Source organism: Candidatus Walczuchella endosymbiont of Icerya purchasi, assembly GCF_964030875.1.
Taxonomy (GTDB): domain Bacteria; phylum Bacteroidota; class Bacteroidia; order Flavobacteriales; family Blattabacteriaceae; genus Walczuchella.
Window position 1 is genome coordinate 98,440 of record NZ_OZ034981.1, and the last position, 21,384, is coordinate 119,823.

Below are 21,384 nucleotides of genomic sequence, written 5' to 3' on the forward strand. Positions count from 1 at the left end.
ACTTTGCATTCTTTCCGTCATTTAAATATATATGCATATTTTAGAGAAATATTTTACAGAACTTACTGCTCATCAGTATGAGCAGTTTTTTGAAATGAAAACTATTTACGAATATTGGAATGCACGAATGAATTTGATTTCTAGAAAAACAATAGATAATTTTTATCAACAGCATGTGCTTCATTCCCTTGTAATAGCTAAAATCTCTCCATTTTTACCTGGAGCTAGGATCATGGATGCAGGGACAGGTGGAGGATTTCCAGGAATTCCTTTGGCAGTTTTATTTCCTAATAGCCAATTTTTATTAGTAGATTCTATTGTAAAAAAAATTCGAACAGTTACAGAAATTTATAAAGAATTAAATCTTCATAATGTATACACTGAATGTACACGTATAGAACAGTGGAAAGAGAATTTTGATTTTATCATTTCTCGTTCTGTTACAAGATTAAGTCAATTAGTTCATTGGACTTCAGGAAAATTTTTTAAAACTTCACATCATGCATTAAAAAATGGTCTTTTGTGCTTGAAAGGTGGAGATATAAGTAGTGATATTAAAAATTTGCCCCAAGCTAGAGAATATGCTATAAGCAATTATTTTGATGAGTTCTTCTTCAAAAAGAAAAAAATCATTCACCTACCTAGTAGGTGATGACGAATAATATATTTATAACGGATTTTACTTATGAAACATAATATAAACGATAATAATTACACTGCTGATAATATTCAGTCGTTAGAGGATATTGATCATGTTCGTATAAGACCATCTATGTATATAGGAAATATAGGACTAAGAGGGATTCATAATATGATTAATGAGGTTATAGACAATTCTGTAGATGAGGCTATGGCAGGATATTGCGATAAAATTTGGGTGACAATACATGATGATAATTCCATAAGTGTACTTGATAATGGTAGAGGGATTCCGATAGATCTTCATAAAAAAGAAGGAAAATCGGCACTTGAGGTGGTCATGACAAAGATAGGGGCAGGAGGGAAATTTCATAAGGATTCATATAAAGTATCTGGAGGGTTGCACGGTGTTGGAATTTCTTGCGTTAATGCCCTTTCTAGCTATTTAATTGCTTTCGTGTATAAAGAAGGAAAAATTTATTACCAAAAATATATCCGTGGAAAAGCTTTGGAAGAAGTAAAAATCATAGGAAAATCTAACCAACGTGGTACTAAAGTACAATTTCATCCTGATGAAAAGATATTCAAAATCATAGAATATGACTATGAGATTTTGGCTAATCGCTTGAGGGAGCTATCGTTCCTTAATAGAGGACTTTCAATTTTTTTAATTGATGAAAGGACTATTTATGATAGTGGATTTCCAAACAAAGAAACTTTTTTTTCTCAAATTGGGCTAAAAGAATTCATTCTATTTATAGAAGCAAATAAAGAGCCTTTAATACAAGAAGTAATATATATAGAAGGAGAACTGGAAAATATTACAGTTCAGGTAGCCATGCGTTATAATATCTCATTTAATGAAGATATTCGTTCTTATGCAAACAATATTAATACCAAAGAAGGCGGGACGCACTTGTCTGGATTTCGAAGGGCTCTTACTCGTACGCTAAAAAAATACGTCGATGAATTAAACTTTCTTTCCAAAGAAAGAATAGAGGTTACAGGTGATGATTTCCGAGAAGGATTAACGGCGGTAATTTCAGTAAAAGTTCTGGATCCACAGTTCGAAGGGCAAACAAAAACTAAACTAGGAAATACCGAAGTAAGCGGTGTAGTAGATAGAATTGTTGGAGAAATGCTCTATGATTATTTAGAAAGACATCCCATTGAAACTAAAAAAATTCTTGAAAAAGCGTTATTATCAGCAAGGTCACGACAAGCCTCAAAACGTGCCCGTGAGCTTATACAGAGAAAAAAACCAATTATTATAAATGAATTATCTGGAAAATTAGCAGACTGTTCATCAAATGATCCGACTTCTTGCGAGATTTATATAGTAGAAGGGGATTCAGCAGGTGGAACAGCTAAACAAGGACGAGATAGAGAATTTCAAGCTATATTACCCTTGCGGGGTAAAATTTTGAATGTAGAGAAGTCTGTTCAGTATAGAGTGTTCGTAAATGAAGAAATAAGAAACATATTTACGGCTTTGGGGGTCTCTATAGAGAATGAGGAAAAGCTACTAAGTAGTCCATCGTTAAACATTGACAATCTTCGCTATCATAAGATTATTATTATGACTGATGCTGATATTGACGGAAGCCACATCTCTACCCTAATATTAACTTTCTTTTTTCGATATATGAAAAGTCTTATAGAAAATGGATATATATATATTGCTACCCCACCTCTTTTTTTAATAAAAAAGGGGAACAAACACACCTATGCTTGGAACGATAAAGAGCGTGAAAAAATTATAGAAGATTTAGGTGGTCTGAAAGGAGTAAATATACAACGTTACAAAGGATTAGGAGAAATGAATGCTGATCAATTATGGTATACGACAATGAATCCAAAGAACCGGATTCTTAGAAAAGTAACTATAGAGAATTATATTGAGGCTGATAGGATTTTTTCTATACTTATGGGAGATGATGTTTCTTCTCGCAGGAATTTTATAGAAAAAAATGCTGTGTATGCACATATTGATTACTAATTTATAAATGTTAAGCTTCTTTTTTTTGAAGAAGGAAAGATTTTACTGGTAGATCAACCTAATTTTAGGTGGTGAAAAGAATTCGTTGGAAGATCTGCAGATTTGTCAATATTAAAAAAATCAAAGTCGTACATGCTGGAACTCTCGATCCAAAAGCTACTGGACTATTGATAGGATGTACAGGAAAAGCTACTAAGGAAACAGAAAAAGACTATAAAATTTACAGTGGGACCCTAAAACTTGGGGCTACTACTCCTTGTTACGATTATGAAATGTAAGAAGATAAAATATTCCCCATTGATCATATACAAATTTATGAAACCGCTAAAAAATAATGCAACAACCACCAATTTTTTCAGCCCTTCAACAAGAAGGAAAACGTCTTTATAAAATGGCAAGAAAAGGAATTAAGATCGAAACAACGTTAAGAGAAGTATAAGTAGAAATTTGAGGGTCCATTGTGGAAAAGGTCCGTATATTAGTTCACAATTTTGTAGATTCACCGCAGGGCCTAACAAATCAATGGGTATACAATAAACGACGTAGATACAACCTATTGGCCTTAAATTGACCTATACTATGAACATCTGTACACGTAATCGGTGATATATTGCAATGGAATATAAATTCGTTAAGTTTTCACTATTCCCATTATCTGGAAATCTCACTCGCAATACCTCTATAAATAGTATATTAGATATGTTTTTCCTGAACTTAATTGAATTATCCAATCTCACCATGCCTCCGAAGAATTTTCATCCATGTTTTATTTTAAATTTCACTATTTTTTTTGACAGCCATTTTTTAAATCTATGTTCAGCCTCAGTATTATCAAAAACCCCTTTACGAACACCATCAATAAGATGTTTCTTATACATAACTCCAGAATTAGATAATATAGAACGAACTGTATCTGTAGGCTGAGCTCCTTTCTGTAACCATGAGATCGCTCTCTCAATACTAAGTTCAATAGTAGAGGGATCCGTTAACGGATTATAAAGACCTAATTTTTCTATAAATTTTCCATCTCTTGGAGAACGAGAATCGGCTACTACTATATGATAAACAGGATTATATTTCCTTCCGTATCGTTGAAGACGAATTTTTGTGGCCATAAAATATCTCTTTAAATTTTCATAATATATTTATGAGGGACCCGTGGTGTAACGGTAGCACAGCAGATTTTGGTTCTGTTAGTCGGGGTTCGAATCCCTTCGGGTCTACAATTCCTCTGTTTCTAATACCCATTCAGTCATAAGTCAGAAAGGTAAATCATCAAATTCTTCCTTTGTATCTGATCTAGTTTCATTAATTTTTTCTATTTTCCATCCCTGTATAGAGTTGAAATACTTTGCAATTCCTTCAGGATTTATCCATTCTCGACCCCGTAGGTTAATGGATATCTTTACTTTATCGTTCGGGTAAATAGAATTAAGTAACTCTGTTTTCCCTTGAATAAATTCTATCAATAGATGTTGAGGATATTGTTCTTCAGTGGTAAGCACTAACTCTCTTTTTCTAAATCCCTTAGACAAAATTTTAGTCTTTGATATTTTTTTTACTTTTCCTGATATTTCCATAAATTATATATTATATTTTATATTTACTAAATATACGATAAAATAAATTTTATAGAGTATCTAATTTAAAACGGGCTTCTTCGCTAAGCATAGAAGGGTTCCATGGAGGATCAAAGGTTAAATCAATTTCTACATTTCTTACTCCACCAATATCCTTAATTTTTCTTTTTACCTCCTCACGGAGATAATTAGCTACAGGACAGTTAGGAGAAGTAAGTGTCATAATAATTTTGACATCTACCTTATCGATTATTTTAATATCATATATTAAACCTAGATCATAAATATCTATAGGAATTTCATAATCATAGATTGATTGCAATACTGCAATAATACGTTCTTTAGAAATATTGTTTTGTTCTTCTATAATTGACACATCCGAATTATTTATCCAATAAATAAACATGATATATACGAAATTCTTGAATCGCTTCTACAGTAACCTCATAACGCACTTGCTTTATTTGTTAGGGGAACGGTAATCAGAAGTATACTCTCGTAAATAAACGACTTTTAAAATTATAACACTGGCAGCTGAAGATTTTCAGGCCTATAACAGACTGTGTTGAAGTAAACATTTCGTTTTATAAAGAAAGTTTTTTAGCTCCTTAAAACGGATTAGTTTACCTACTGGGCTATAAAATTATTTCGCTCATAAGTTCTAGCGGATATTTTTTTGTAGTCCCTGAACGAAGCATATCTAAGCATATCTAAGCATATCTACAACCTTAATTAAACCTAGATCCGGTTGGCCACATCCACAGTACAGTCATCACTATAGAGAATGTCGTCAGAATCGTACACGTTGTAAACTATTCAGATATTTATTGGCTACTCGCTGTATATCTTCGCACCGAATAGAACGGTAATGATTATCAGTAGATTGCGCAATTACAGCGAGCAATTACAGCGAGCAATTACAGCGAGCAATTACAGCGAGCAATTACAGCGAGCAATTACAGCGAGCAATTACAGCGAGCAATTACAGCGACATATATACCCAGCAATGGTCAGCGTAGCATTGTATAATCATTCTCGTCAGCTGTATTGAGATCCAAACTACTTAACGTTGAGTTTATTATCAACTCTGGCATGTAACAGACGCAACAAGTATGATATTCTCCACGACCAATAAACCTCTACAACCCGTATTCTTATACCCTACGTGGTCCAGTATACGGAACTAAAGGGTGATAACATGTAATCCGTTATCAATGGTGGATCGTATATACTTTGAGAGTTGGTGTATTCTTAGAGAATTTTCCTTTAGATGAAATATTCAAAAAAGAAAATCCGTTTATTCCTTAGCATTGGGATATTTTTTTCTATCGTGTTTCAACCGATTAGAGCACAAACGTACATCAACCGATTAGAGCACAAACGTACATCAACCGATTAGAGCACAAACGTACATCAACCGATTAGAGCACAAACGTACATCAACGTAAATGTTGAAAAAGGCGCTAGTCTTTTTAAGACTAATTGTACTTCTTGTCATTCTACCGATATGACTAAAAAACTTATAGGCCCAGCGCTGTATGGCGTCACTAACAAGAGAAATAGTGAATGGATCAAGAATAATAAAGATTTAATAAAAAGCGGAGATAAAGACGCTATTTCGATCTATAAAGAATATGGGAAGATAGACATGAACCCTTTTCCTCAGCTTTATGACACAGATATAATCCTCCTTAAAAAACTTCTGAAATACAACCATAAGATCCTAGTGAAACCTTGATTAGGCTAGTTATACTAGGGTTTTGATTTTACTGATTCTGAGAATATACACGCTTGTTCGCATAATAGATGAAGAGTACCATGAAAAAAATCCCGTCGTATTGGGGATATTCGTTAGATGGGATTATTGACGTGAATAAGGTATATCAGCCCAATCAAACGATTTATTTCTCTCATTCAAATAGATTGGCATTCTAGCGCAAAATATGGAAAAGTATCTGGAATTCCTTCTGCGAATATATGTCTGAATTGCCATGTTAGTATCACGGAATATAACGTCGATTAGATTGAAAATGGTAAATCTAAAATTTTTTAGACCAAAGAAATACAAAAAATTTATAAAGCTATAGGCCTAACCTATTCTAATAAAACTCACCCGATAAAATGGATAATATGCCTGATCATTCTCAGCATGTGGTAGCTGGAGAGGAAACAATCTAAGAATGTAGATGTGGTATGTAAAGTCTGTCATGGAGAAGTTCAAGATAAGGTAAAAATGGTTAATGTATGGGGTTAATTGTCATAGGACTACAGAAGTAAATATGGACAATAAATTACATGAAAAGTTGAAAAAACAACATAATGGTAAAAACCCGGTAAAAGTTACAGTAGATTCTGTAGGAGGAATAGAATGTGGTAAATGTCATTAACTTCATAAATAACTCGAAATGGGAAACACTACACGGAGAGAATTTCTAAAATGGATGGTATTTGGAATAGCTTCTGCTACATTAGCTAGTTGCACTGTTATCCTATCTATTCCATATTACACCAGGAATACCAGTATACTATGCTTCAACTATGTTTGATGGCTTCGATGGCAAAATACTGAATCTCTTCATAACGTATCGTCTCGTGTACAGGCTTCTTTACTTCTATTAGATGATAACGAACGGTTAAAAGGACCTTCAATTAAAAGACAGTCTGGATCATGGAATATGTTATTTCACAACTAAAAAAAATTACTTTCTTTTACCAGTCCATCTACGAAAAAGTATATCCAACAGCACGTTGGATTACTTCTGATGCATATTCTTCAGAAATACTAGGTATCCCACACTCCGATAATTAATTGTTTCCTTTGATGCAGATTTTTTAGGTAGTCCAGAGAGCTTAGCAAAAAAAAACCCGGTGCTAATAATACAACTGGAAAGCCTAACAGGTGCTCAAGTACATCATCTGTTATATATAAGACTATGCAAGGTGATTCTAACCATTATCTAGCACAAAAAATTAAAGGTTCGAAAGCAGTAGTTTTTGCTGACGGCAGTAAAGAGGCTTAGCTCTTTTAATCAATAAAAAAATTAGTAGCCATGCTCTAAACCTTTTCTTACTTGCGAAAGAAAGTAATGATTTATTATAGATCTTGAAAAAGGAGACATTTTAATAAATAATGCTAATCCTTTATATACAAAAAAATTAAAAACTTACCGGATAATTTTCTCCCAAAGAGGATGAAACTTACGATATGATGAAGGTATGGGCACCTACGAACCATTGGTTGTAAAGCTGGGTGAACCTATTACAGGGATCTCATGCAGCCTGTTATACAACCATTACAAGATTCTTTACTAATATGGAGATGGAGTTGGAGTAATCTAAGATATAAGCAAGAAAAATACATATCATAGCAGTAATCTGACCTATTCTGAAAAAATATTTGACCAGTGTTTCATCATTTAATGAAGCCTTTTTTCGTGGCTGCGTCTAAAACTAAAAAAAAGAAGGTTTTGAACTATATACTACAACGGCCTTAGGAGATGGAACTCAGTCCAATAATCCTTGGAGCTTCCTGATCCCATTACCCGTACTACTTGGTACACACTTTGGAAAAAACTGGTGATTCGTAATTGGCTCAGAGGAAATGGAGCAATGGATGGAGATTGTGTTTATCTAACAATGGGAAATATTACATTTAAAAATGTTCCTGTTTATATACAACCTGTACAAGCGTTGGGTTCCATAGGATACTAAAGGAAAAGTATCCTGTCAATCAGTAGGAATAAATGCTTACTATCTGGATGAGAATTTTAAGATTCTACAAAAAGGAATTAAATCTTCAATCAATTTTCTTGTGCGCAGTTACAACACACTATGGTCGGAAGAAATTCCATTGCTAGAGAAACCAAAAAAAAAAGAAAGAAGAGAAAATAAAAATTTATAAGGGAGATATTCCATTATATAAAATCACACTTTGGAAAGATAGATCTCAAGGTCATCATTTCCATCTTTCTATAGATTTATGCATAGGATGTGGATCATTGCATGTCATGCAGAAAACAATGTACCAGTGGTAGGTAAAGTCTCGTGATATGCATTGGTTACGTATAGATCGTTATTATTCTACTGAAGAAAGTTTCGTCAGTCTGGCCAAAAAGGGACTTTCACAAAAAAATATGTTTTCGTAGCCAGAAATGTCCAATATAATCCTAAGGTTATTTTTCAACCTGTTATGTGTCAGCATTGTAACAATGCACCTTGCGAAACAGTTTGTACGGGAGCAGCGACTTAACATGGACAAAACATGATGGCCTACAACCGGGGCGTTGGCACGCGTTATTGCGCTAACAATTGTCCTTACAAAGTTCGTAGGTTCAACTATGCTGAAAATTATATAGGGAGATATGCTGAAAATTATATAGGGAGATATGCTGAAAATTATATAGGGAGATATGCTGAAAATTATATAGGGAGAATGGCGCTTAATCCAGATGTAGTAGTACGAAGTAGAGGAGTAATGTTCTCTTTGTATTCATCTTACACAGGCTCCCAGAGCCAAAAATATAAAGGATGGTGAATTCCATACATTGTGCACTAAAGCCTGTCCTAAGGAGCTTTAAGTTTTGGTGGTTGGGCATTGATAGGTTGCAATGTTTTGATACCACAAGTACTCTGGTTCAGAGCTGGACGAAGAAGTTTTTTCTGGTCGGATGTAATATAGGAATGTGGTTTGATATGAACCTCAGCCACGATTATCTTCCTTCTACCTGGACAGGATTTCTCCCTTCTTTTGTAGATATTGGAATTTTTATCGGAACTAATGGTTTTATATTTATTATCCGCACGAATATTTCCTGGAATTTCACTAGTAGCGATATTTCTAAATAATCAAGGTTATCTTCCTTTTTTTAATAATTTACACGGACACGATTTAGCTAAATATATTTTTGCTACTAGTCTTCTATGGACTTATTTGTTTACTCTATTGGTATGGTAATATACCTGAAGAAGTAACATATTTTCTGCATCGTTCAAATCAATATCATTTTATTCACTTTATCATGCTAATTACCAATTTTTGGACTTATCAGTAGTAGATATAAAAAAATAATCGTGGATGTATTCTCCTGATAGGACATTGATTATGCCAGGTAGCGGAGACTGCTTTGGTATGTATTAAATCGGTAGTCTACTTTTTGTAGGTTGTATACCCACAGGGTAATTTACTATTCTAGTAGTAAAGTGTATTTAATAAAGGGTAATATATTTCCTGACAGGTAAACATTTAAAAGCCATCGCATATTGTTTTATCTGTTTAAACATAGCTTCCATACCGTTAGCTCGTATTGGAGATAGGAAAGAACTAAGTCCAATTTTTAAAATAAATTCTGGTTCAGAATAAATAATCTGGTCTAAGAAACGTCCAGAATAGATACGTAGCATTAATGCTATAATACCCCGTGGAATAATAGCATCACTGGAGGCTTGAAAAAAAATTTGATTTTGTTTTACATAGGCATGTAACCATACTCTAGAATGACATCCTAGAATCAATTTATCTTCACTACGTAAATAAGATGGAATTGTTTTAAGTTTTTTACCTAATTCTATTAGATAGATATATTTATCTTCCCAATTGTCAAAAATTGAAAATTCCTCTATGACCTCTTGCATACTTTTTTTAAAATAGGCTGTCGGGGATGTAGCTCAAGTTGGCTAGAGCGCTACAATGGCATTGTAGAGGTTGTGGGTTCAATTCCCATCGTCTCCACGAGACAAATTATTACATTTGCAATAGGCAAGTGCTAAGTGCTGTGCAACTAGCTATCTTTAAATAAACGAAGCAAAGGGAAGTAGCAGTGTGATACAGATTACTTGTATCTATCGTAGCTGTATAACTTCGTTAAAGGTACCAACGAGCCGTTCTTCGTTAAAGGTACCAACGAGCCGGAGATTATCGTAGATTCTACGTAATACAGCAGTGTAGGTGCCCCCACTAAAATATTTAAGTGACGTGATAGTCACGGTAATCTACTAATGCTGGGTTCTATTACTTTAAGCAGGATGTTACACTTCGTGATGAAATTGTACAGCATCGTAAGCCAACCGACCTAAATATGTGCGTTGCATACCGTAACAAATGTTATGATGGTACTACGGATAAAATTAAACCTTTCGGGAACAATATCAGGATATACTCCTAATGCGTATAGCACGCTGACAAAATATAAAACCCGTCCCGTTGGATAACGATTCGGGTTTTTAATTGTATTGATGTTTTAATTACATCATATTACCCATTCCACCACTTCCAGGAACCTGTGGAGCTGGTTCATCTTTTTTTATTTCAGTTACTACACACTCAGTGGTAAGTAGCATACCTGCTACTGAAGCAGCATTTTCCAATGCTACACGAGTTACCTTAGTAGGATCAATTATCCCAGCAGAAATCATATTTTTATATTCACTTTCTTTAGCATCATATCCAAAGTCTCCTTTACCTTCAGAAACTTTTGATACAATGACCGATCCTTCTCCACCTGCATTAGCTACGATCTGACGAAGAGGTTCTTCAAGAGATCTTTTAACAATATTAATACCAGTGTTTTGATCAGAATTATCCCCATTAATATGCTTAAGAGCATTTATACTACGTACCAAAGCTACACCTCCACCTGCTACAATACCTTCTTCAACAGCAGCACGAGTTGCATGCAAAGCGTCATCGACACGGTCTTTTTTCTCTTTCATTTCTACCTCAGAAACAGCACCAACATAAAGAACTGCTACCCCACCAGCCAATTTGGCTAAACGTTCCTGAAGTTTTTCCTTATCATAGTCAGAAGTGGTGTTCTCTATTTGAGATTTTATTTGATGAACACGTCCCTCGATAGCCTTTTTATCTCCAGCACCATTTACAATGGTGGTATTATCTTTATCAATACTTACTTTCTCAGCTCTACCAAGCATCTGAATATTAGTATCTTCTAACTTAGTACCAGTTTCTTCAGAAATTACTATACCACCTGTCAAAATAGCGATGTCTTCCAACATAGCTTTTCTTCTGTCTCCAAATCCTGGAGATTTTACAGCAGCAACTTTTAAAGCACCTCGGATTTTATTAACTACTAAAGTAGCTAAAGCTTCTCCATCTACTTCCTCAGAAATTATTAATAGCGGTTTACCAGATTGGGCTACAGGTTCTAATATTGGAAGCAAATCTTTCATAACAGAGATCTTCTTCTCACATAAAAGAATATAAGGATTGTCTAGTTCAGTAGTCATTTTTTCACTATTGGTAACGAAATAAGGTGACTGATATCCACGATCGAACTGCATACCCTCTACTACATCCACATAAGTTTCAGTACCTTTAGCTTCTTCTACCGTAATTACTCCTTCTTTCCCTACTTTTTCGAAAGCTTCAGCTATAAGCTGACCAGTTACTTTATCATTATTCGCTGATATGGAAGCCACTTGTTCTATTTTTTTACTACCTACCTCAACTTTATGAGACTGTTTTTTTAAGTCAAAAACAGCGGATTCTACAGCTCTATCAATTCCTCTTTTCAAATCCATGGGATTTGCACCTGCAGCTACATTTTTTAGTCCCTCACGAACAATTGCCTGAGCTAGTACAGTAGCTGTGGTAGTACCATCCCCAGCCACATCATTAGTTTTTGAAGCTACCTCTTTAACCATTTGAGCCCCAAGATTTTCTATAGCATCTTCCAATTCTATTTCCTTGGCTACTGAAACACCGTCTTTAGTTACATATGGTGATCCAAAAGATTTTTGTAATACAACATTGCGTCCCTTAGGGCCTAAGGTTACACGGACAGCATTTGTTAGGGCATCAACCCCTCTTTTTAATTTGTCCCTTGCTTCTATATCAAATTTAATGTCTTTTGCCATCATTTAGATTTTTTTATCCGATTAAATAATTGCTAATATGTCAGATTCCCGCATAATTAGGTAATCTTCTCCTTCATGTTTTATTTCTGTGCCTGAATATTTACCATACAATATTTTATCTCCAATTTTAACTGTCATGGGTTCATTTTTTTTCCCAAATCCCACAGCCACAACGGTCCCTTGCTGAGGTTTTTCTTTAGCTGTGTCAGGGATAATAATACCTGAAGCAGTCTTAGTTTCTGCTTCATCAGATTTAACCAACACTCTATCTCCTAAAGGTTTTAGATTTATATTTTTATTTTTCATCGTTAGGTTATTTGATAGAAAAAACATAAAATTATGCCCATTTTTTATCAAAGACAACAAGAGTTAAATGTCAGTATTAAAATAAATAATACGATTGATAGAATCCAAGTAGTTTTTTCTAAAAAATCATTCGGACGGCGTATACCGAACATTTGTGTGCTCTTGGGGGTTAAAATTTTAGAACTTTTAGGATTTTGAATCAGAATTATGATCAACAGTAAAAAAGATATAATACTAATAAGTATAGTTAAAAATATATACACGTCGTTACACGTCGTTACACGTCGTTACACGTCGTTACACGTCGTTAGTTTCACTAAATTTCTATGCTGAATTGTTTTATTTTTCTATAGAGTGTTCGTTCAGATATACCCAATTCCTTGGCCGCCGTTTTTCTTTTACCCCTATTTCTCTTTAAAGCTTTGCGAATCAACTCTATTTCTTTTTCCTGCAAGGATAGAGATTTAGAAGCAGTACGAGGTTCTTTGGATTCATCAATTTCTTCATAATTAGTTTTCCCTGCTGCAGATATTATTTCCTCTTGTGGATAATCCTGTTTAACACGATGAGCATATCCTGTTGGGCTTCGCAGAAGTTTCCATGTGAGAGACTTTAAATCGTTTAAATCCTTACGCATATCATAAAGTACTTTGTAAAGTAAGTCTCTCTCATTACTCATTTGTCCCGACTCCGGAGAAAGCGTCTGTTCAGGAAGATATTCTTTTATGCGTTCAATAGAAACCTCTCTATCAGACTCTAGAATAGATAGTTGTTCTACAACATTACGCAATTGACGAACATTTCCTGGCCAAGGATAATTTTTTACATAACCCATAGCATCACTACTTAACTTTATGGTAGGCATTCGGTATTTTTCGGCAAAATACTGTGAAAATTTTTTAAATAATAAACTAATATCTCCTCTTCGCGCTCGTAAAGAAGGCACATTAATTTGAACAGTATTGAGTCTATAATAGAGATCTTCTCGGAATCTTCCTTTAGATATCGCCTCAGAAATATTAACATTAGTTGCTGCAATGATCCGGACATTAGTTCTCTGTATTATAGAAGATCCTACCTTTAAAAATTCTCCGGATTCTAAAACTCGTAATAGCCGTACTTGCGTGGTCAGAGGTAATTCACCTACTTCATCGAGAAATATAGTACCCTTATCGACTACTTCAAAATATCCTTTACGTACACCAGTAGCACCTGTAAATGCCCCCTTTTCATGACCGAAAAGTTCGCTCTCTATAGTTCCTTCAGGAAGAGCACCGCAATTTACAGCTATATAAGAATTATGCTTTCGCAAGGAAAGTTGATGAATGATCTTCGGAAGAAATTCCTTTCCTACACCACTTTCACCCATTACTAGTACGGAAATATCCGTGGGAGACACTTGTATAGCTTTCGCTAAGGAGCGATTTAGCACCGGATCATTTCCGATTATTTTGAACCGTTGTTTTATGCTCTGTATGTTTTCCATAGTGTTTTTAAACTATTGAAAGTCTTCCCTATCAAGGTAGAAGAAGTACAATCTACAATATTTACAGTCACAAACTCTCCTATTTTATAGTACTCTTTTGGAAAGACTACTACAGCGTTCTGTGAATTTCTACCATACCAATGCAAAGTGCTTTTTTTTGATTCTCCTTCTATCAAGACTTCCTGAATTTTTCCTAAATGCTTTTTTTTACCTTCATAAGAATGTTTATGTTGTAAATCTATAATCTCTTGTAAACGTTTTTTCTTTGTAGAGTCAGGAACATCATCAACCAATCTTTTTTCAGCCGGTGTACCTGTACGTACAGAATAAGCAAACATATATCCGAAATCATAGCGCACGTATTCCATAAGGCTCAGAGTTTTATGATGATCACTTTCTGTTTCTCCGCAAAAACCTGCAATAATATCATGCGATATAGCACAATCTGGTATCAGACATCGTATTTTATCAATAAGTTCTATATATTGCTCACGTGTATATCGGCGATTCATACGTTTTAATACACGCGTACTACCAGACTGTACGGGAAGATGAATGTGTCTACATATGTTTGAATAACGTACTATAACTTTTAAAACTTTTTCTGACATATCATAGGGATTAGAAGTAGAAAAACGAATACGCATTTTAGGCAATGCACAAGCTACTAACTCAAGCAAATCCGCAAAGTCTAATGAGGTTTTACGTTGAATTTCTGAAGCTTTATAAAAATCCTTTTTCATACCACCTCCATACCAAAAATAGGAATCAACGTTCTGTCCAAGAAGAATAACTTCTTTATATCCTTTCTTCCAAAGATTATTACATTCATTCACAATAGTATGTGGATCTCGACTACGTTCTCTACCACGAGTGAAAGGAACTACACAAAACGTACACATATTATCACAACCTCGAGTAATAGTGACAAAGGCTGTTACCCCGTTTCCAATAAAACGAACCGGATTTATATCAGCGTAAGTATAAGATTTCGAGAAAGCTACATTAAGAGCCTTTCTTCCATCTTTAACCTTACGAATCATAGAAGGAATATCACGATATCCATCAGGACCTACCACTAAATCAACTATTTGTTCTTCCTCAAGTAATCGAAACTTCAGTCGTTCTGCCATACAGCCCAAAACACCTATCACTATATGGGGTCTGATTTTTTTTATAGATTGAAACTGTGCCAAACGCATCCTAATAGTGTTCTCTGCTTTCTCTCGTATTGAACAAGTATTAATCAATATAACATCAGCTTGTACTGGATCCGAAGTATTACTGAAACCTTCATCGAATAATATAGAAGTAACTATCTCACTATCAGATAAATTCATTTGACAACCATAACTCTCTAAATAGAATTTTTCCCCTCTGTGTCTAAAACTAGATTCTCCCTTCATCTCTTTCTTGTGTTTTTTGTTAGGAGGAGAACTTTTCGAATACGCAAAGCTATAACGCAGCCTTAAACGGTTGTAATAACTATAATTCTAGCGCATTCTAAATTTTTCTCTCCATAAAAATGTCTTTAACATACACTAGAAATCCCACAGATTCTCTGACGTCTATGAAAGTGCTACGTACATTATGGGACGAATCTTCACCTATGGCTACAGGACGATAAACTATATTGTGCATGCCTAAAATAACGCTTTGAGGAGTATTAATAATGGGAGTCGAAAGCATAGAACCAAATACTCCTCCATTAGTAATGGTAAAAGTCCCACCACTCATTTCATCTACGGAAATTTTTCCGTATCGTACAAGTGATGCTAAACGTTTTATCTCTTGTTCTATTCCTCTGAAGGAAAGTATCTCTGCATTTCTTAAACCTTTAGGTCCAGATAAAAATCATAATGTATTTTCTCTTCTCCATCAATCATATAAATTTAGAGCTAATCCTACACCATGTCGTTCTTTATATCAAACTTAATATCTCGCTCATGTCTATTTCGTTAAAAGTAGTAAGCATAGCAGTTTCGTTTTTTACGTTTACTTTACGTTCAGAAATTTTCTTTATAAGTGCAGAAAGACGTTCTCTTTGAAATGAACGAGGAGCACCAGTAGTTGCTACCCCTATCGACTGAATAGCTTTAAGAGCATCTTTTTTGGTAATCCGACCTTCTTTACCATAACCTAAAATTTGTGAATAAGAAATCTTTTTCTATGCTAAAATATTCCTTGCTGGAGAAGGTATTTTTTTAAGTTCACTTGCGATTTGGACTAAAATCTTGTTCAAGAACTTGTATGGATCTGATGTTTTCTTTTTGTAAAGATCTCTAGCGTTAATATGATTCGCAATAGCCTTATAAAGTGAAGGTTGTGTAAACCTGGGGTCATCTCCTATACACCACAATAAAAACATCTCTTTGATAGAAAATCTACAGCAAAATGTATAGCGTGAATCACGTATTCTACATCATCAGCATTGACGTGTAATACTGGGGAACGATATCAGTGCAATAGATACTAGAACGACCATCTATATAATCGGTGGTAAATACCATCTATATAATCGGTGGTAAATACCATCTATATAATCGGTGGTAAATACCATCTATATAATCGGTGGTAAATACCATTTGATTATTGACTACTATATGTATCGTTCCTCCTGTTTTATAACCTTCTAGTTGAGACATTTCATAAATAAGACCTTGTCCAGAAATAGCAGCATCTCCATGTCCAGAAATAGCAGCATCTCCATGTCCAGAAATAGCAGCATCTCCATGTCCAGAAATAGCAGCATCTCCATGTCTAAGAATGGGTAACAGATGGTTAGAATTTTTCTTATAGTAATGATCTATCTTAAACCTTCTACCACAGTATCTACAGTTTCAAGATGCGAAGGTGCAAGACTTATCCCATGACGGTTATTTCGTTTTATCGTAGCTACGAAATGATATTTGACGTCTACAGAAAAAACTTATATTCTTTTCCATAGAATTCGCAATATACAGTCTTAAGATGACCCGCCGTTATATTAGCAAGTGTACAAGGTTCCTTTCCGACAAGTTTTCCAGCTTCAAAAACCGTTTCAAGATCTTCTATACCAAGTACAAATTGTTCAATATCTAAATTAGGAGAATATTCACGCCTACTCCTAATTGGATTAGTTTTCGTAAAAATATGCCCACGACTACGATAGGCTTGTATAAAATTTCATCCCTGGAATTCCTTCATCATTTTTTTAGAATCCTTGTTATCATTTCTATTGTAGGTAGGCAAAAACCTTGAAAAAAAGTGTAGGTAGGCAAAAACCTTGAAAAAAAGTGTAGGTAGGCAAAAACCTTGAAAAAAAGTGTAGGTAGGCAAAAACCTTGAAAAAAAGCACGCCAACTTGGCTCAATCTGGTCTGGAGTATGAAGATATCTATGATAGAGCTCTTCAATGAGTTTTGGATGAACGGTATTCAGAAAAGAATAACGATCCATGATAAATAAGTATAAAATGTAACATTTTTAGTTAAAAATAAAACTCTCCACTAACTTTATCGCTTCATTTAACCCAGTAGAATTGTTCCCCTTTGCCATAGCAAAAAACTTCTGACCTCCTCCATTGAGATCAGGGGATAATTTTTTAAGAATTTGACAAGCATTTACCCCATGGTCAACAAGATCATCAGAGACTGCTATGCAAAGCAGCACGTTATTTTTTTCAGAACGACCAACAACTGTTATTAGTTCTCTATGTTCCCTCCGTAATTCTAATGCTATGGTTTTCATAGCAGTAGGTTCGAGATTTGTTTTTTCAGAGATCAACATAAATCTATCATGTTTTTTAGCTTTTGTTAACCATTCTTTTTTTAATCTCTGTATTTCTCGTGACGTTACAACATTTATTTGTGTTCGGAACTTTTTTATTTCCTGTTGCAATTGTTGTATAGTTTTAATAGGATCGTAGGGATTATGTATTTGATAAATAATTTTATTATAATCATCAGATATCTTGTTAAGATATACAATGGCAGTTTTTTCGGTAATTGCTTCTATACGTCGTAGACCTGATCCTACAGAAGATTCTGATACAATTTTGAATAATCCTATTTCTCCAGTTTTCTTTACATGTGTTCCAAAACACAATTCTAACGAGGGGCCAAAACCTATACTTCGCACTTGATTTACGTATTTTTCACCAAATATTGCTACAGATCCTTCTGAAATTGCTGTTTCAAATGGAATGTTTCTACGTTCTAGTAACGGATAATCTTTAAATATTATATACTGTACCAACATCTCAATAGACTGCAATTGTTCAATACGGATTTTTTGAGGATGAGAAAAGTCAAAACGCAATCTATCAGGCCCTACATACGATCCTTTCTGAGAAACATGATCCCCTAGGACTTTTTTTAGAGCATAATGTAATAAATGAGTAGCACTATGGTTTTTTTCAATTTTCTTTCTACGATTTTGATCTACTGAAGCTTTGAAAGGTTTTTGGATATTATCAGGAAGTTTTTCTATCGTATGAAGAAAAAGACCATTCTCTTTATAAGTATTTATGATTCGTATTGTATCAAATTCATTTTCCAAATAACCACTGTCTCCGACCTGTCCACCTCCTTCAGGACAAAAAGGGGTTTGATTTAAAACAATTTGATAATAGGGACCTTTAATCGTTTGCAAACGACGATATTGTTGTATATAAACATGAGCATATAAAATTTCATGACCGAGAAATTTTTTTTCTACGAAAGAACTATTGAGAATAGTCCAATCATCATGCTGAATATTACCAGATTTACGAGCACGTTCTTTTTGAAGAGACATTTCTTTTTTAAAGCCTATTTCATCTATTTTTAAAAAATTGTCTGCGGCAATTAAACGGGAAATATCTATCGGTAAACCGTAAGTATCATATAACTCAAATATTTTATCTCCACTAATCTGTTGTTGTCTTTTTTGTTTAGTTTCTTCAATAAGATTTTCCATTCTGTTTATGCCATGAGTTATGGTATTAAAAAAAGTGCTTTCTTCTGCTTGTACTTGTTCCTCTATCCACTTTTGTTGACTAACAAGTTCAGGAAATATATCTCCCATTTCTTGTACAAGAACTTTCACCAGTTTATACAAAAAAGCTTTATTATGATGTAAAAATTGATATCCATAACTTATGGATCTTCGCAAAAGACGACGAATTACATATCCTGGACCAATATTAGAGGGATTTTGTCCGTCAGCAATAGCAAAAGAAATAGCTCTAATGTGATCTACTATCACACGAATAGCTATATCTATTTGAGAATTTTTACCATAATTAACATTGCTAACCGATTCTATTTTTTTAATTAGAGATCGAAAAATATCAGTGTCAAAATTTGAAGATTTGTTTTGCAATACTCTGCAGAGTCTCTCAATACCGAGACCTGTATCTATATGACGATTCTCTAATTTTTCAAGACTTCCATCCGATTTACGAAGAAATTCTATAAATACAAGATTCCATAGTTCTATTACATCCGGATGATTTTTATTAACAAGATCCTTACCGTAAACAGACTTTTTTTCTTTTGAACTACGTAAATCTATATGAATTTCTGAACAAGGTCCACAAGGACCGATAGATCCCATTTCCCAGAAATTTTCTATTTGACCAAAAGAGATAATGCGATTTTTGTCAATAAATCTTTCCCAAAGAAATCTAGACTCCTCATCAGGAGAAATATCATTTTTATCATCACCAGAAAATATTGTAACATATAAATTTTCACTAGGGATTTTGTAGACCTCAGTAAGAAGTTCCCAAGACCATTCTATAGCCTCTTTTTTATAATAATCTCCAAAAGACCAATTTCCAAGCATTTCGAACATAGTATGATGATGAGGATCATGACCGACATCCTCCAAGTCATTATGTTTTCCTACTACTCGCAAGCATTTTTGCGTATTAGCTATTCTAGGATAATGAGGGATTCTTTGCGATAGAAAATAATCTTTGAACGGATTCATTCCCGCGTTTGTGAACATAAGGCTGGGATCATTTTTTATAACAATGGGAGATGAAGGAAAGATTTGATGATTTTTTTTTTGGAAAAAATTTAAAAAACTCTGTCGGATTTTACGATAGGTAAACATCACATAAGTTTTATATAAATATTTGCGGAGAGAAAGGGATTCGAACCCTTGACACTGTATTCAGTGAACATACTTTCCAGGAATGCGCCTTAGACCACTCGGCCATCTCTCCAAGAATTTTACAATATGCTGATACCTAAGGCTTTTCTAACACGTTGTAATGTTATCGTAGCTATTTGTGAAGCACGTTCAGCTCCCATAGAAAGAATTTTATTTAAAAGGACTTTTTTTTGTATAAATTCATTGAATTTTTCTCGTTCGTGTTTAAACCGATGTAATAAAAGTTCATAAAGAGCTTGTTTAGCATTCCTATAACCATAACCTCCAGTTATATAATTTTTTTCCATTTCAATAATTTGGTATTCAGAAGCAAAAAATTTGTAAAAAGTATAAATTAAATCTGTTTCTGGATTTTTAGACTCCTCTAAGGAAAAATTATTGGTTCGAATATTCATGATTTGCTGGTATAGTTCTTTTTCTTTAGCAAAAAGATTTATAATATTTCCTTTAGATTTGCTCATTTTTTTTCCGTCGATACCTGGAATATACATAAGATTTTTATTAATCATAGGTTCTGGTACAACAAAGACTTCTCCTATTTTACTATTAAAACGCTTGGCTATGTCACGCGTAATCTCCAGATGTTGGAGTTGATCTTTACCCACAAGTATTTTTTCAGCATCGTAGAGCAATATATCCGCTGCCATTAGCATAGGATAGGTAAATAAGCCAGTGTTAATCTCTTTAATCTCATTTTTTTTTTCCTTAAATGAATGTGCTAATTTCAGTCTCTGATAAGGGTAAAAACAACTTAAATACCAAGATAACTCAGTAGTCTGAGGTACATCGGATTGACGATAACAAATCGCCCGATCTGCATCCAGTCCGCAAGCAAGCCAAGTAGCCAAAACTTGATAGGTATATTCTTTTAATAACTCAGCATTTTTAACAACAGTTAACGAATGTAAATCTGCAATAAATAAAAAGGAAGTATAATCATAGCTATTTGCCAATTGAATAGCTGGAAAAATAACACTCAATAGATTGCCTAAATGAGGAATCCCAGTGCTTTGGATACCCGTTAATATTCTGGACATTTTTAAGATTTTAACGCTTCTGCACTTACCACAATTTCTTTAGTAATAGCATACTGACGTTCTTTATTATTAACTAACTTTTATTTCTGTGGCTTTATGCATAGCCATAAGACGTGATTAAATAAAGAGCTTAGGCTCCATAAAGTAGCTTAGCTCCATAAAGTAAAAGTAATTAACTTTTTCATCATTACTAGACTTTATACTTTATACTTTATAGAGATAGGTAAATGAACCTTTAAGAATTTTTCTAGAAATAGATCGCTATAGTCTCCATAACTAGGAAATTTTATTTGTGCAGATACTACGACAGAAATACCTTCATTAA

The 21,384-nt window shown here is 34.1% G+C and carries 16 protein-coding genes, 3 tRNA genes and 6 pseudogenes; 10 read left to right on the top strand and 15 right to left on the bottom strand.

The window, feature by feature from the left end:
* The first annotated feature begins 31 nt into the window (after positions 1–31).
* The 4 genes from rsmG (at position 32) to AAHJ01_RS00490 (ending at position 3,077) form a co-directional block, all read left to right on the top strand.
* Positions 32–652 (top strand): 16S rRNA (guanine(527)-N(7))-methyltransferase RsmG, encoded by a 621-nt coding sequence (rsmG, locus tag AAHJ01_RS00475; RefSeq protein ID WP_342226926.1) that lies wholly within the window; start codon positions 32–34, stop codon positions 650–652.
* A gap of 33 nt (positions 653–685) precedes the next feature.
* Positions 686–2,638, top strand: coding sequence for a DNA topoisomerase (ATP-hydrolyzing) subunit B (gyrB, locus tag AAHJ01_RS00480; RefSeq protein WP_342226927.1), 1,953 nt, complete (start codon positions 686–688; stop codon positions 2,636–2,638).
* 71 nt (positions 2,639–2,709) lie between these two features.
* Positions 2,710–2,916, top strand: a complete 207-nt coding sequence (locus AAHJ01_RS00485; RefSeq protein WP_342226928.1) for a hypothetical protein — start codon at positions 2,710–2,712, stop codon at positions 2,914–2,916.
* Between the two features lie 56 nt (positions 2,917–2,972).
* The gene (locus AAHJ01_RS00490) at positions 2,973–3,077 is read left to right on the top strand and encodes a hypothetical protein (RefSeq protein WP_342226929.1); all 105 of its coding nucleotides are present in this window, start codon (positions 2,973–2,975) and stop codon (positions 3,075–3,077) included.
* 325 nt (positions 3,078–3,402) lie between these two features.
* Here AAHJ01_RS00490 and rpsP read toward each other — a convergent pair.
* Positions 3,403–3,753, bottom strand: a pseudogene (gene rpsP / locus AAHJ01_RS00495) (30S ribosomal protein S16); the annotation flags it as partial.
* Positions 3,754–3,790: 37 nt separating this feature from the next.
* Here rpsP and AAHJ01_RS00500 point away from each other — a divergent pair.
* Positions 3,791–3,861: transfer RNA gene (locus tag AAHJ01_RS00500), tRNA-Gln, on the top strand.
* A 36-nt stretch (positions 3,862–3,897) separates the two neighbouring features.
* Here the strand turns inward: AAHJ01_RS00500 and AAHJ01_RS00505 are convergent.
* Positions 3,898–4,218, bottom strand: coding sequence for a DUF3127 domain-containing protein (locus AAHJ01_RS00505; protein ID WP_342226930.1), 321 nt, complete (start codon positions 4,216–4,218; stop codon positions 3,898–3,900).
* A 49-nt stretch (positions 4,219–4,267) separates the two neighbouring features.
* On the bottom strand, positions 4,268–4,624 hold the full coding sequence (locus tag AAHJ01_RS00510; RefSeq protein ID WP_342226931.1) for a metal-sulfur cluster assembly factor: 357 nt from the start codon (positions 4,622–4,624) through the stop codon (positions 4,268–4,270).
* A gap of 1,101 nt (positions 4,625–5,725) precedes the next feature.
* Between AAHJ01_RS00510 and AAHJ01_RS00515 the strand changes: the two genes are divergently transcribed.
* The 4 genes and pseudogenes from AAHJ01_RS00515 to AAHJ01_RS01525 all read left to right on the top strand — a co-directional run.
* Positions 5,726–5,956: a hypothetical protein gene (locus AAHJ01_RS00515; protein ID WP_342226932.1), complete on the top strand. Its 231-nt coding sequence runs from the start codon at positions 5,726–5,728 to the stop codon at positions 5,954–5,956.
* Positions 5,957–6,081: 125 nt separating this feature from the next.
* Positions 6,082–6,605, top strand: a pseudogene (locus tag AAHJ01_RS00520) (c-type cytochrome); the annotation flags it as partial.
* 1,551 nt (positions 6,606–8,156) lie between these two features.
* Positions 8,157–8,780, top strand: a pseudogene (locus AAHJ01_RS01520) (4Fe-4S dicluster domain-containing protein); the annotation flags it as partial.
* Positions 8,781–8,806: 26 nt separating this feature from the next.
* Positions 8,807–9,015: pseudogene (locus tag AAHJ01_RS01525) on the top strand (NrfD/PsrC family molybdoenzyme membrane anchor subunit); the annotation flags it as partial.
* 408 nt (positions 9,016–9,423) lie between these two features.
* Here AAHJ01_RS01525 and AAHJ01_RS00530 read toward each other — a convergent pair.
* Positions 9,424–9,849, bottom strand: coding sequence for a SufE family protein (locus tag AAHJ01_RS00530; protein WP_342226933.1), 426 nt, complete (start codon positions 9,847–9,849; stop codon positions 9,424–9,426).
* A gap of 22 nt (positions 9,850–9,871) precedes the next feature.
* Between AAHJ01_RS00530 and AAHJ01_RS00535 the strand changes: the two genes are divergently transcribed.
* Positions 9,872–9,946, top strand: a tRNA-Ala gene (locus AAHJ01_RS00535).
* A 512-nt stretch (positions 9,947–10,458) separates the two neighbouring features.
* On the opposite strand, the gene groL is transcribed toward AAHJ01_RS00535, so the two are convergent.
* The 11 genes and pseudogenes from groL to trpS form a co-directional block, all read right to left on the bottom strand.
* Complete coding sequence (gene groL / locus AAHJ01_RS00540) at positions 10,459–12,090, bottom strand: chaperonin GroEL (protein ID WP_342226965.1); 1,632 nt, start codon at positions 12,088–12,090, stop codon at positions 10,459–10,461.
* Between the two features lie 21 nt (positions 12,091–12,111).
* Complete coding sequence (groES, locus tag AAHJ01_RS00545) at positions 12,112–12,396, bottom strand: co-chaperone GroES (protein WP_342226934.1); 285 nt, start codon at positions 12,394–12,396, stop codon at positions 12,112–12,114.
* 47 nt (positions 12,397–12,443) lie between these two features.
* Positions 12,444–12,659, bottom strand: coding sequence for a preprotein translocase subunit SecG (secG, locus tag AAHJ01_RS00550; protein WP_342226935.1), 216 nt, complete (start codon positions 12,657–12,659; stop codon positions 12,444–12,446).
* Positions 12,660–12,712: 53 nt separating this feature from the next.
* Positions 12,713–13,882: a sigma-54 dependent transcriptional regulator gene (locus AAHJ01_RS00555; RefSeq protein WP_342226936.1), complete on the bottom strand. Its 1,170-nt coding sequence runs from the start codon at positions 13,880–13,882 to the stop codon at positions 12,713–12,715.
* Positions 13,861–15,288, bottom strand: a complete 1,428-nt coding sequence (gene miaB, locus AAHJ01_RS00560) for a tRNA (N6-isopentenyl adenosine(37)-C2)-methylthiotransferase MiaB (protein ID WP_342226937.1) — start codon at positions 15,286–15,288, stop codon at positions 13,861–13,863. The genes AAHJ01_RS00555 and miaB overlap by 22 nt, the downstream gene beginning before the upstream one ends.
* Before the next feature lie 97 nt (positions 15,289–15,385).
* Positions 15,386–16,049: pseudogene (locus AAHJ01_RS00565) on the bottom strand (2-oxo acid dehydrogenase subunit E2); the annotation flags it as partial.
* A 233-nt stretch (positions 16,050–16,282) separates the two neighbouring features.
* Positions 16,283–16,569: pseudogene (locus AAHJ01_RS00570) on the bottom strand (thiamine pyrophosphate-dependent enzyme); the annotation flags it as partial.
* A gap of 498 nt (positions 16,570–17,067) precedes the next feature.
* A complete protein-coding gene (locus tag AAHJ01_RS01530) occupies positions 17,068–17,319 on the bottom strand; it encodes a 2-oxoglutarate dehydrogenase E1 subunit family protein (protein WP_425286279.1) in 252 nt (83 codons plus the stop codon).
* A 27-nt stretch (positions 17,320–17,346) separates the two neighbouring features.
* Positions 17,347–19,962 carry an alanine--tRNA ligase gene (alaS, locus tag AAHJ01_RS00575; protein WP_342226938.1) on the bottom strand — a complete coding sequence of 872 codons (2,616 nt, stop codon included), beginning with the start codon at positions 19,960–19,962 and terminating at the stop codon, positions 17,347–17,349.
* A 25-nt stretch (positions 19,963–19,987) separates the two neighbouring features.
* A tRNA-Ser gene (locus tag AAHJ01_RS00580) sits at positions 19,988–20,074 on the bottom strand.
* Between the two features lie 7 nt (positions 20,075–20,081).
* Positions 20,082–21,059: a tryptophan--tRNA ligase gene (trpS, locus tag AAHJ01_RS00585; RefSeq protein ID WP_342226939.1), complete on the bottom strand. Its 978-nt coding sequence runs from the start codon at positions 21,057–21,059 to the stop codon at positions 20,082–20,084.
* Positions 21,060–21,384 lie beyond the last annotated feature (325 nt).